The 12,381-nt window shown below is 60.4% G+C and carries 8 protein-coding genes and 2 pseudogenes; 4 read left to right on the top strand and 6 right to left on the bottom strand.

From position 1 onward, the window contains the following. Window positions 1–31 precede the first annotated feature (31 nt). Window positions 32–802, bottom strand: a pseudogene (locus HBH25_RS23860) (MCP four helix bundle domain-containing protein); the annotation flags it as partial. Between the two features lie 130 nt (window positions 803–932). Between HBH25_RS23860 and HBH25_RS21000 the strand changes: the two are divergent. Further along, window positions 933–1,544 (top strand): DUF4166 domain-containing protein, encoded by a 612-nt coding sequence (locus tag HBH25_RS21000; RefSeq protein ID WP_168085889.1) that lies wholly within the window; start codon window positions 933–935, stop codon window positions 1,542–1,544. A gap of 38 nt (window positions 1,545–1,582) precedes the next feature. On the opposite strand, the gene HBH25_RS20995 is transcribed toward HBH25_RS21000, so the two are convergent. Together HBH25_RS20995 and HBH25_RS20990 are read right to left on the bottom strand one after the other, a co-directional pair. After that, the gene (locus HBH25_RS20995; protein WP_168085888.1) at window positions 1,583–2,953 is read right to left on the bottom strand and encodes a J domain-containing protein; all 1,371 of its coding nucleotides are present in this window, start codon (window positions 2,951–2,953) and stop codon (window positions 1,583–1,585) included. Between the two features lie 3 nt (window positions 2,954–2,956). Then, a complete protein-coding gene (locus HBH25_RS20990; protein ID WP_168085887.1) occupies window positions 2,957–4,648 on the bottom strand; it encodes an Hsp70 family protein in 1,692 nt (563 codons plus the stop codon). Between the two features lie 183 nt (window positions 4,649–4,831). On the opposite strand from HBH25_RS20990, the gene HBH25_RS20985 reads away from it, so the two are divergent. Beyond that, the gene (locus tag HBH25_RS20985; RefSeq protein WP_168085886.1) at window positions 4,832–5,341 is read left to right on the top strand and encodes a GNAT family N-acetyltransferase; all 510 of its coding nucleotides are present in this window, start codon (window positions 4,832–4,834) and stop codon (window positions 5,339–5,341) included. Window positions 5,342–5,477: 136 nt separating this feature from the next. Here HBH25_RS20985 and HBH25_RS20980 read toward each other — a convergent pair whose 3' ends face one another. Beyond that, window positions 5,478–6,011, bottom strand: a complete 534-nt coding sequence (locus tag HBH25_RS20980) for a GNAT family N-acetyltransferase (RefSeq protein ID WP_168085885.1) — start codon at window positions 6,009–6,011, stop codon at window positions 5,478–5,480. A gap of 54 nt (window positions 6,012–6,065) precedes the next feature. Then, the gene (locus tag HBH25_RS20975; protein ID WP_168085884.1) at window positions 6,066–8,171 is read right to left on the bottom strand and encodes a TonB-dependent siderophore receptor; all 2,106 of its coding nucleotides are present in this window, start codon (window positions 8,169–8,171) and stop codon (window positions 6,066–6,068) included. 386 nt (window positions 8,172–8,557) lie between these two features. Between HBH25_RS20975 and HBH25_RS20970 the strand changes: the two genes are divergently transcribed. Continuing rightward, window positions 8,558–10,045 (top strand): SulP family inorganic anion transporter, encoded by a 1,488-nt coding sequence (locus HBH25_RS20970; protein WP_168085883.1) that lies wholly within the window; start codon window positions 8,558–8,560, stop codon window positions 10,043–10,045. A gap of 28 nt (window positions 10,046–10,073) precedes the next feature. On the opposite strand, the pseudogene HBH25_RS20965 reads toward HBH25_RS20970, so the two are convergent. Then, window positions 10,074–10,172, bottom strand: a pseudogene (locus HBH25_RS20965) (CGNR zinc finger domain-containing protein); the annotation flags it as partial. Between the two features lie 237 nt (window positions 10,173–10,409). Between HBH25_RS20965 and HBH25_RS20960 the strand changes: the two are divergent. Next, a complete protein-coding gene (locus HBH25_RS20960; RefSeq protein ID WP_168085882.1) occupies window positions 10,410–11,582 on the top strand; it encodes an L-dopachrome tautomerase-related protein in 1,173 nt (390 codons plus the stop codon). Window positions 11,583–12,381: the final 799 nt, after the last annotated feature.

Raw genomic sequence — 12,381 nt, 5'->3', positions numbered from 1 at the left:
CCGAAATGTGAGTGATGGTCTGGCGCAAGTTGCCCTGCATCTGGGCCAGTGCGGCTAGCATGCTGGCCGCTTCGTCCTGCCCCACCGCATTGATCTGTTCGGTGAGGTCCTTGCGGGCAATGCGTTGAGCGATGGCAACAGCCTCTCCGATGGGTTGAGTGATGCTACGGATCAGCAACAGCGCCAGCGCAATGGTCGCCAGCACCGCTGCGGCAATCAACCCTACCACCCAGGCGCGGCTGGAGGCATACACGGCACCCGCGGCCTTGCCTGCAGCGGCGGCACCTTTGTCATTCAAAGCCACCAGGCTGTCGATCTGGCCTTCCAGTGTGTTAGTCAGGGGGCGGATGGTACCGTTGATCAGTGCGACCGCTGCGGCACCATCGCCATTGCGCAGCAGCGGCTCAAGCTGGTTCAGCAGTTGGTCGTAACCTGTAGCGCTGGTGCGTATAGCGTTATACAGGGCCTGGTCGTCATCGCCAGACACCGTGGTTTCATATTGCTTGATGGCACTCATAAAAGCCGCGCGATACCCTGCAAAGGCAGCGATCGTCTGCTGACGCAGCCCCTCATCCGACGTGGTTGCGCCGCGCAGGCTTTCCAGCCGCAACCTTAGCAGCCCGCTGTGCATCTGGCCGGCATAGCGGATGCCCAGGGTCCAATTGGTTTCCACATCCTGTTCCGCGTCATAGAGCTTTTTCATTTCGAAAATGGAAAGCGTGCCCAAGGCCAGCACGATCGCTACGATGGCCGAGAAGAAAACGAAAGCCCGAGGGGCGAGCTTAAGACGACGGATAATCATGTCTCGACGTTCCTGTGCGAGAAAAAGGGCCTGTTTGTGGTGGTATCGGCCTGGCACAGCAATCTTGAGGGGTGTATGGGTTTAACTTCACGGGCACGTGCGCAGGAATACTGAGCAAAGGAACTGGCCAATGGCTAAACGCACCACACACGGTATGCACATGTCTTCAAACGGCTCAGCCACTGCGTTGTACCGGCAGGTACTCGGGCCGGCGTTCGATACCCTGTCGCCCTGCCTGAAGGCTATGCATCAAGGGGAGAAAGCCCAGCAATGGGAGGGCACCGCTAACGTGTCCCGTGGTCCGGGCCTGGTCGCACGGCTGGCCGCTAACCTGTTCAGGTTTCCCAAGGCCGGCAGTGACATTCCAGTCACCCTTACCTGTTCGCCAGAACCGGGTATCGAGCGGTGGGTACGGTGTTTCGGCGAAAACACCCTGGCCACGGTGCAATGGGTCAAACAGGAACAGGGCCGCATTTGGCTGATGGAACGCTTCGGCCTGGCGACCTTTGCACTGGCCTTGGTGATCGAAGGCGACACGCTGTTATTCGTTCCAACCCACTGGTACCTGGCTGGCATTCCAATGCCCCGCGCGCTGCTGCCTTCGGGCAGAAGCTACGAGGCGGAGGCCGCAGGCGCCTTTTGCTTCAATATAGAAATCAACATGCCACTGCTTGGGCCTATCGTGACGTACACAGGTCGGTTATGGCCCTGCGGCGCGCCAAGTGAAGCGCGGGATCAGTGATCGGCCACCCGCGGTTTCAGTGGTTTCACTGTCAGCCGCTAGCCTCGCACACTTAGGTACATGGCCGCTGCAGCGCCTACTACGGCAGCTATGCCAAGCAGGGCGTCTCTTCGAAGCCAGTGCCACGGCAACCGCTGAAGCTGTTTCTCGATGATAAGGCGGCCACGACCAAGCACTGACACCTTGCCACATAGGGCCATGTCAGTGAGGTACAGCGTGCCTAGGTAGGCTACCAACGCATTGATCACTTTGAGACCCAACCATGACCCTGACATCAGGTACAACAGCAACGCCGGCACTACACTCGGTATCACGTGGCGGAAAACCAGCAGGCCTGCCCCACCCCGGTACCAGCGCGCCGGTATCAACCGCTGGCTGACGGTAATGTCCATGGAGGCTGACCCCATCGCCGCGCTGGCCCAGACGTTGTACGCTTTCTGGCCAAAGATAATTGCTCCGAAGGTCATCGATGACAGGATGGCTACCGATAGAAGATCCGTGCGCAGCCCCGCATGCATCAAGCTTCCCAGCACCAGCACACTAGTGAGGGCCGCCCATAGAAACACCCGTAACTCCCAGTAATTGCCGGCTGGCAGCCAGTTACGCCACGTTTTGAGAGGTTCTAACCCTAACAGGCCTGGTAGTTCGGGATAGTATTCAATGCTCTTGGCCAGTTCGGTAAAGCGCTGCCAGTCCTGTGGAGTACAGCGGTCGGCCAACAGGCGGCGCTGACAGTCTGTAAGGGGCTTTAGCAATAGGGTCGCCGCTCGGCCCACGGCCGTGTCACCGTTGTAGCTTTCCAGCTCCAGGCGCAAGCTATCGGCCATGGCCTGTACTTCACACCGCCGGATCATCCCACGCCAGCGCCAGGGCTCTACCGGCAGATCGCCGTGGGTATCGTCCCACTGCATCATCTGGCACACAGCATCGAAGAACGCCGGCGACCACCCTTCGGCAGCCTCCAGCCAATCGAACACTGAGCGGTCGAACTGTTGCCGCCGCTCCAAGGGCAGCAGCCAGTCGCTGGCCAGCCAGTGGCGTAATCCTTCAAGCACCCGTCGGTCCTGGCCGTCAGCCAGCCATTGCTGCATCTGATCTAGGCTGGGCGTGGGCGGGCTAGCAACCGAGGTGTTTGCTTGCACAACAGCAGGCTGAACATGAGACCACTCAGCCGCCGAGGCCTGCACCGATGAACAATCACGGGTGATGTTATTGACGGGTTCTTCCGCTTCGCCTTCAGCTCGCCAGCGTGCTTCCGCCAGCGATGCTTCATAGGCTTCGCGCAGGCGCTGGAAGTTGTCGGCGTTTTCGTCAGGCCGGTGCGTCTTGAGCAAGCGGGCATAGGCGCGCTTGATACTGCGTTCGTCGGCGTCAGGTGGCAGTTCCAGCAGTTGCCAATGGTTTGTCATGGCTTAACCCTCCTGCTCAAGGTGCATGAGCCTGAGCTGCACATCGCCACGGACGTCGCGTATCAGCCGCTCGTCCTGGCTATCGAGCGCCTGCTGGAAATGGTTGGCCAGCCCTGCGATATATTCGCGCCCGCTGCCGAGTGTTTCCTGGTAAAGACGATCCAGCCGCGCCAGTAGCACGGTATTGGCTTGCTGGTCTCGCGGGTGCACCTTGAGCGCCTCCAGAGCAGCCAGGCGGCGGGCAATCTCCTCGGGCGCCAGCACGCCTGGGTTGTTTTCGATCACCAATCGGCGTGTTTCGCCATTGATCGGCAAATGCACCTGGGCTTCAAGCAAGCCGTTGTTATCGTAGGTAAAGCGCACCTCCAGGGTCACTTCACCGGCCTTGCGCAGCGGTACAGGGATCTCCAGTTCACCTAGAAAAATGTTGTCTTTCACCAACCGGCTTTCACCTTGGTAAATACCGAGCCTCACGACTTTCTGGTTATCACGCAGAGTAGAGACCGTACGAGACCGGCTGACCGGCACCACGGTATTGCGCTCGATGATGGGCAGGTAATGGCCATCCTGAAAGTTAGCCCCGTGCTGCACGGTGGTTTCAATGCCCAAGGTGTAGGGGCACACGTCAGTGAGCACCACTTCTTCCAGAGACGCATGACGCGCCAGCAGCGCCGCCTGGATCGCTGCACCCTGCCCCACCACTTCGTCTGGGTTGAGTTGCATGGCCGGGATACGTCCAAACAAGGTGGCTACCAGTTTGCGCACCAACGGCATGCGGGTAGTACCGCCCACCAGCAGAATCTCATCCAGGTCGGCAACCTTGATGCGAGCGTCGCGCAGCGCGCGTTCAATAGGGGTTCGCAGGCGTTCCAACAAGGGCTGCATCAGGTCGGCCATGGCTTGCTGGGTCAGCTCAAGGTGCCATTCCCGGTCCTGCTCACGCAGCGTAAAGCGCGCCTGTGAGGTTTGCCCCAAGGCATGGCGCACGCGCTGGGCTTCGCGGCGCAAGCGTTGGGCAATGGCAGGCTGCTGAGTGTCCGGCAGGTCTGAAGCGCCCACCTTGGCGATAAAATGCGCCACGATCGCATCGTCGAAATCCTCCCCTCCCAGGAAGTTGTCTCCGGCGCTGGCACGTACCTCCATCACGCCTTCGAACAGTTCCAGGATGGACACGTCGAACGTGCCGCCCCCCAAGTCGAATATCAGGAAAGTGGCTTCCCCACGTTGCTCCAGCCCGTAAGCCAAGGCTGCTGCGGTAGGCTCGTTGATCAGCTTGTCTACCTTGAGCCCGGCCAGTTCCCCGGCGATACGGGTCGCTTTGCGTTGTGCGTCGCTGAAATAGGCCGGTACGCTGATCACCGCTTCGGTAACCGGCTCGCCCAATGCGCGTTCAGCGTCGTCTTTAAGGCTTCGCAGCAGCATGGCGGACAACTCCTCCGCGCGATAGGCCCGCCCCCCCAGGCGGGTTTCCCGGTCACTGCCCATGTAGCGTTTGAACAGGGCTGCCGTAAGGTGCGGGTGGGTAGGCAGCCGCTCCCGTGCAATGTCACCTACTACTAACTGGCCATCGTCGTCCAGCCCTACCACGCTAGGCGTAAGCGCGTTGCCCAGAGCATTGGGGAGAAGCCGGGCTTTTTCGCCATCCCAGGCGCATACAAGGCTATTGGTAGTACCCAGGTCGATGCCGATGATCACAAGTCACTGTTCCCTGAAATGACGCGGCCCAGGCACCGTGCCAGTGCCGCGAGGCTAGTCATGAACAGGTGTATCGACTGCCTGGCGCTGGGCTTTAGCAACGGCTGTAGAAAGGATCCAGAAGACTGGCGGGCTCTACCAAGGGTATGCTGGCCCATCTGCCCTTTCAAAGGATGAACCGCAGTGTCTGTTTCCCTGCCCCATATCGCTATCGAACCCCTCCAAGCGGTGCACTTGGCCGGCATCACCCAGCTGTACCGCGACCCAGCGGTGTGCCGCCAGGTGCTGCAAATGCCTTATCAATCCATTGACGTGTGGCGCAAACGCCTGGAAGCCACGACCGACCGGCGCATACCGCTGGTGGCGCTGCACCAAGGTGAAGTAGTGGGCAACATCAGCCTTGAACAGTACTCACGTATCCGCCAGAGCCATGTGGGCACCATTGGTATGGGCGTTGCCTCTGCCTGGCAGGGCAAGGGTGTCGGTACCCGGCTGATGGCCGCTGCCTTGGCCGTGGCCGATGACTGGATGAACCTGCGGCGGGTGGAGCTGACGGTGTTTGCCGACAACGAGGCTGCCATCAGGCTGTACGAAAAGTTCGGCTTCGAGCATGAAGGCCGGCTGCGCGATTACGCTGTGCGCGATGGAACCTATGTGGATGCGCTGAGCATGGCGCGCCTTCGTAGGCCCTGACGCCCTCGGGTCCTGATCAAGGGTTGAGGCCTTGGTGGATATCGGCCAGCAGGCCAAGGCCGCTTGGCTGCCAACCCAGCCGTGCGCGGCTCTTGGTGCTGCTGCGCATGTCTTTGCCTACGAACGTAGCCAGCCACTAAACAAGCAGGCGCTTTGCAAACAGCACATTCCCGTGGGTTTCCCCTTGAAAGGTATAAGAGGGCGACCCCCGGTGTTCATACCCCTGGCGAGGGTAGAACGCCAGGGCTCGCTGGTTTTCGACCCACACTGTCGCCCAGAGCGAGGAGGCACCTTCGGCGTGGGCCCGCCTTTCGGCCTGGGTTAACAAGCGAGCCCCTACGCCCTTTCCTGTGAAGCGCTCCTGAACATAAAGGCGCTGAAGTTCGCAGGCGTGGGGGCAGGCAATCAGGTCGTGAGCAGTGTTCAAGGCCAGCTGTGCAAAGCCCACCATATGGCCTTTGTAGTCGGCGACCAGCAGCATGACGCCAGGCGTGCCTAGCAGGCTTGCCACGTTTTCCAGCGAAAACGCTTCCAACGCTTCCTGCGCGAGGGCGGTACGAATGCCCTCGGTGGCATAGGTATCCAGAAATACCTGCAGGCCAAGTGCTGCAATACACAGGGCGTCCGATGCCACGGCGTCCCTGACTGTGAAGGGTCGCCCCTGGCTCATCCTTTACACCCTTTCCAGTAGCTCGGTAGCCCCTGCGCCCGACATCCCGCCCGCTTAAAATGTGTATGTAAACCCTGTCTGGACGGTGCGTGGCGCTCCCGGGTAAGCGTACAGGTTGAACGCACCCTCCTCGTAATCTTCGTTGAAGAGATTTTTAAGGTCCAGGTTAACGCGCAGTTTGGGGGTAACTTGATAGAAACTCAGTACATCCGCTACGGTGTAGCTGGCCATGGAATAGGTGGCATTGGCGGTTTGCCCGGCGCGTTCGGCCACATGACGTACGCCCAGCCCCAGGCCTAGACCACTAAGGGCCCCATTGTGGAACTCATACACGTTGAGCAGGTTGTAGCTGCTGCGGGGAATGTTGGCCAGGCGGGTACCCGTAGCCAGTGAATTGTCTTTGACCACTTGCGCATCGGCATAGGAATAACCTGCGAGTATGCGCCATTGTGCTGTGAGGTTGCCTGCCACGTTCAGGTCCAGGCCCCGGCTGCGCACACGTCCTGCTGCCACACTGTAGGTTGGGTCCACTGGGTCCAGGGTGAGCACGTTGTCTTTGACGGTGTGGAAAATCGCCGCGTCCACGCTTAACTGGTCATCCAGGGCTTTCCACTTTACGCCAAGCTCATAGGACGCGCCTTTTTCTGCATCGAACCCACTGCCCTCGCGGGCCGCACCTGTGTTTGGCTTGAAGGACTTGGAATAGCTGCCATACACCGCCACCTGGGGCGTGAGATCGTAGACCAGGCCGTAGCGGGGCGTGATGGCGCTTTCGGTCTTGTTCCAATCCACACTTTGGGGCAGCTTGTTGTCGTAATCGTGGTCGTCGCGTTCGATACGTGCACCTACCAGCAGTTTCAGGCGCTCGGTAAGGCGCATCTGGTCTTGAACGAACGCTGCCAAGCTGTTCAATTGCTCATGGTCATGGGTAGTGGTGCGCGTGAGCGCCGGCCGCGGCTGGCCTAGCACCGGATTGAGCAGGTCAATCGGGTAGGGGCTCAGCGGGTTGGAGCGCCGGATGATCGAAGTGTAGTCGTAGGTTTCATACTCCAAACCAGCCAGGAAGGTGTGCTCGATACGGCCAGTGTTGAACTGGCCGGACAGGTTCACCTGAATATCCTGGTCCTTCCAGTCCAACTGGCGCCAGTTGAAGTTGCGGTCCAGGGTACGCCCATCCACCTGAATACCATTAGCTTCCACGGCATTGCCCTTGAGCCGACCGTCTATCCACTGCACCCCACCGCTGAGCGTCCAGTTGTCATTGAGCAGGTGTTCGAAGCGCAACTGCGTCATGTTGTTATCATTGTGCAACAGGTTGTCGGCGCCCTTTTCCCAGACATAGGTATGGCGACCGGCAGTTACCGACTGGCCTGGGTAATGGGTATTGCCTCGGTCCAGTGGATGATTGTTGCGCAGGTAGTCACCTTCGAAGGTCACACGGGTGCTGTCTGTGGCTTGCCACTGGATGACCGGGGCCAGGTCATAGCGCTCGGTGTCCACAGAGTCTCGAAAAGTATCGCCGCCTTCGCCCATCAGGTTCAGGCGGTACGTGAGCGTCTTGGTGGCATTCACGGCACCGGTGGTGTCTAGAGTCCCCCGGTACAAGCCCTCATTGTCCACTTGCCCACCCACGGTGGTTTTCTGCTCGGCCTGTGGCTGTTTGCTGACAATGTTGAACGTCCCCCCGGGGTCACTGCGACCATACATTGTCGCTGCCGGGCCTCGCAGGATATCCACATGGTCGAGGGTGTTGGCATCAGGTGCATTGGGATAACCACGATTGACCGGGAAGCCATTGCGGTAGAACTCACCCGTGGTGAAGCCGCGCACGGTATACGTGGTAAGGCCCTGCCCTCCGAAGTTGTTGGCCCTGCCAATGCCGCCGCCATAGTCCAGGGCATCCTGCAAGCGGGTAACATTGCTGTCTTTCAGCACTTGGGCGGAAATGACCGACACAGACTGCGGTACCTCGTGCAGATCCGTGTCGGTGCGAGTGGCGCTTGAAGTGTGCGTGGCTCGATAGCCTGCTTCATCGCCCTCAGGCTCCAGGCTGCTGGCCTGCACGTCGATCGAAGGCAGGTCGACTGCTGCCGGGCTGTCCGCCCAGACACTCAGCGAGAAGGTGTGTAGCACGCACAGCGAAGCAAACGCATAACGCATGTAAAGGTCTCGTTCAGCTACAAGGTCAAAATCAGCGCGGATGATACAGAGAAATATTCTCATTAAGGCCTGTCGGCTGAACTATTTTTTACCCACGCAGGTACGCTCGTCGCCCTGACTTGATCCTGTACTGCTGCCTTTCTAGAATGACCGCGTTGAACCTAAACCGACCCTTGGATAATCGCCTTGCCTCGTTCCAACTGGCTGCCTACGCCGCCATAGCGCTCCCCCCCCTCGCCACACCTCAGCCGGCCCCCTAGGGGAAGCCGCACCCTTCTGTGCGCCTGTATTTGCCCACAGCGTTCTCCAACACTATCGAACAGACGTACCTGCATCGGGCAGCGCGTAGCGCTCTGTGCCGTGGTGCGCCTGCTATGGGTGACTCAATGTTTCAAAACCTGAAATCAAACTGGCTGGGCAACGTCCGCGCGGACGTACTGGCCGGCTTAGTGGTAGCCCTTGCCCTTATTCCCGAGGCCATCGCCTTCTCCATCATCTCTGGCGTGGACCCTAAAGTGGGCCTGTATGCCTCGTTTTGTATCTGCACGGTCATCGCCTTCGTCGGCGGCCGACCCGCCATGATTTCTGCCGCCACCGGCGCCATGGCCTTGCTGATGGTAAACCTGGTCAAGGACCATGGCCTTCAGTACCTGCTGGCCGCGACGCTTTTGTGTGGTGTGTTTCAGCTGTTGGCTGGCTACTTGCGCTTGGGCGCGCTGATGCGGTTTGTGTCGCGCTCGGTGGTCACAGGGTTTGTGAATGCGCTGGCCATTCTTATTTTCATGGCACAACTGCCAGAACTGACTGGGGTTACCTGGCCTGTGTATGCCCTGACAGCCGGCGGCCTGGCAATCATTTACCTATTCCCGCGCCTTCCGGTGCTAGGCCGGCTTCTGCCATCGCCGCTGGTGTGCATCGTTGTACTTACGGCCATTGCGGTGTATTTGGGCCTGAACGTTCATACGGTGGGTGATATGGGAGCGCTGCCAGACAGCTTGCCGATCTTCCTGTGGCCCAGTGTGCCGCTCACCCTGCACACCCTGGTTATCATCCTGCCCTACTCAGCGGCCTTGGCAGTGGTGGGCCTGCTGGAATCTATGATGACGGCTACCATCGTGGATGACCTTACCGATACCCCCAGTGACAAGAACCGCGAATGCAAGGGCCAGGGGATTGCCAACATTGCGTCTGGCCTGATCGGAGGCATGGCAGGCTGTGCCATGATCGGGCAGTCGATGATCAACGTGAAGTCTGGCGGCAGAACTCGACTGTCCACACTCAGTGCCGGGGTGCTCCTGCTGGTGATGATGCTGTTCCTGGGCGACTGGCTGGCGCGTATTCCCATGGCGGCCCTGGTCGCTGTGATGATCATGGTGTCCATCAGCACCTTCAGCTGGGCGTCGATCCGTGACATGAGGGCATACCCGCTGTCCACCAACATCGTGATGGTGGTGACCGTGGTAGTGGTGGTCGCCACCCACAACCTGGCCTATGGTGTGATCGCCGGCACGCTCCTGGCTGCGATGTTCTTCGCCAACAAGATCGCCCGCTTCATGGACGTGAGCTCCCAACGCGACCCGGCCCACAGCCACCGCACCTACTACGTGCGTGGGCAGGTGTTCTTTGGCTCGGCAGACCGGTTCAGCACCGCGTTCGACCTCAAGGAACCGTTGGACACCCTCACCATCGACCTGCGAGAGGCTCACTTCTGGGATATCACCGCCGTGGCGGCCCTGGACAAGGTGGTGCTGAAGTTGCGCAAGGCCGGGCTCACGGTAGATGTCATTGGCATGAACCGCGCCACCACTACCCTAGTGGACCGGTTTGGTGTGCATGACAAGCCTGGGGCGATGGATTTGCAGGTGGGGCACTGACGAAGGCGGTGGCGGCATGCACTGCTCGTTATTCAGGTTTCTTGCGAGCGCGAAACGCCGCCACCTTCATGCGGTTGCCACACGTGGCCATGCTGCACCAGCGGCGGCGGTGGGATTTGCTCACATCCTGAATGGGCACTTGGCGCTGGAAACCCATGGCAGGCCATTATTCCGGTCATCCGTGAGTTTCTGAACGAGGTTTCGCCGTAACCGTCGGCTTTCTCTGTGGCAGTGAAAGCGTTATCGCATTTTGTAGCTGTCAGAACCTAGCCGAAGCCTTCAAGCTGGCCGCCAGTACACGGAAGCCGATGGTTTCGCCTATTTATGACAGCCGCCTCACGATCTGGGGCTAAGGAAACTTGCTGTGTCGTTTAAACACTTCGTACCGCTCACCTCTCTGGCATTAGCGGTAGCGCTTGGCAGCCAGACGGCAGCCGCTGCGGCGTCGAGCACCCTGCCTCAAGACACCCCGGTGGGCCACTTGGAACAGGTATTCGCTTTCCCTGCCGCCATGCCCACGGGCGTGACGGTGAGTGAACAGGGCCGCCTGTTCGTCAACTTCCCACGCTGGGGCGATGACGTACCCTTTACCGTGGGTGAGCTGCGTGACGGCAAGGTAGTACCCTACCCTGACCTGGCGATAAACCAGGCCAACGCTGAGCACCCGGAAAAAGGGCTTATCAGCGTACAAAGTGTGGTCGCCGACGGGCTAGGGCATGTGTGGATACTGGACACCGCCGCGCCTCAATTTTCCGAGCCGGTGACCGGCGGCGCCAAGCTGATTGCGGTGGACCTCAAGACCAACAAAGTCGTGAAGACCGTGGTGTTCCCCAAGAATGTGATCTTGCCCAGCACCTACGTAAACGACGTACGCTTTGACTTCAGCGCCGGCAAAGAGGGTGTGGCCTACGTCACCGACTCGTCCCTGAGCGGGCCCGGCGCGATCATCGTGCTGGACCTGGCCACGGGCACGGCCGTACGGCGCCTGAATGGTGCAGCGTCCACCTCGGCAGACCCCGGCTTCGTGCCCAGGGTAGAAGGCCAGGTGTTGAAGATCCGTGGGGCCGATGGCAGTACCAAACCCTTTGCCGTCGCCGCGGATGGCATTGCGTTATCGGCGGACCGCCAAACCCTGTACTTCTGCCCGCTGTCCAGCCGCCACCTCTTCTCAGTGCCTACGGCCTTGCTGCGTGACCCGAAAGCCACCGAGCAACAGCTCGCCGCCGCCGTGCAGGACCTAGGCGAAAAAGGCCCCTCCGACGGGCTGGAGGCTGATAGCCAGGGCGCCGTTTACGCAGGCGACTATGAAGACAACAGCATCCGCAAGCGCCTGGCCGACGGCAGCTGGCAGACCATTGTTCACGACCCGCGCGTGCTGTGGCCCGATACCTTGTCGGTGGGTGCTGACGGCTACCTGTACTTTATCGCCAACCAGCTCCACCGCCAGGCCCTCTTCCACGGCGGCAAGGACCTGCGCGAAAAACCCTATAGCCTGATGCGCGTGAAGATCGACGCCAAGCCTGTGCAGACGCGGTAAGCCTCCGCGACGCAGGCGCCTGTGGCCCTGTTCCCTGGCTTCGCCAGGTCCCACAGGGAAAGGCATACCAGGGCCTCATCCCTGTGGGAGCCGGCTTGCCGGCGAATGGCACCGTAAGGTGCCCAGGCCAGACCAAGCGCTGGCAAGCCAGCCCCCCCAGGGAAAGGCATACCAGCGCCTCATCCCTGTGGGAGCCGGCTTGCCGGCGAATGGCACCGTAAGGTGCCCAGGGCAAACCAAGCGCTGGCAAGCCAGCCCCCCAGGGAAAGGCATACCAGCGCCTCAACACCTGTGGGAGCCGGCTTGCCGGCGAATGGCACCGCAAGGTGCCCAGGCCAAACCAAGCGCTGGCAAGCCAAGCCCCACAGGGAAAGGCATACCAGCGCCTCATCACCTGTGGGAGCCGGCTTGCCGGCGAATGGCACCTTAAGGTGCCCAAGGCAAACCAAGCGCTGGCAAGCCAGGTCTCACAGGGGGAGGCATACCCGCGCCTCAACACCTGTGGGAGCCGGCTTGCCGGCGAATGGCACCGCAAGGTGCCCAGGCCAAACCAAGCGCTGGCAAGCCAGGCCCCACAGGGAAAGGCATACCAGCGCCTCAACACCTGTGGGAGCCGGCTTGCCGGCGAATGGCACCGTAAGGTGCCCAGGGCAAACCAAGCGCTGGCAAGCCAGCCCCCCCAGGGAAAGGCATACCAGCGCCTCAACACCTGTGGGAGCCGGCTTGCCGGCGAATGGCACCGCAAGGTGCCCAGGCCAAACCAAGCGCTGGCAAGCCAGGCCCCACAGGGAAAGGCATA

The organism is Pseudomonas quercus (genome assembly GCF_012033695.1).
Lineage (GTDB): Bacteria > Pseudomonadota > Gammaproteobacteria > Pseudomonadales > Pseudomonadaceae > Aquipseudomonas > Aquipseudomonas quercus.
This window is presented reverse-complemented; position numbering and strand designations above follow the sequence as displayed.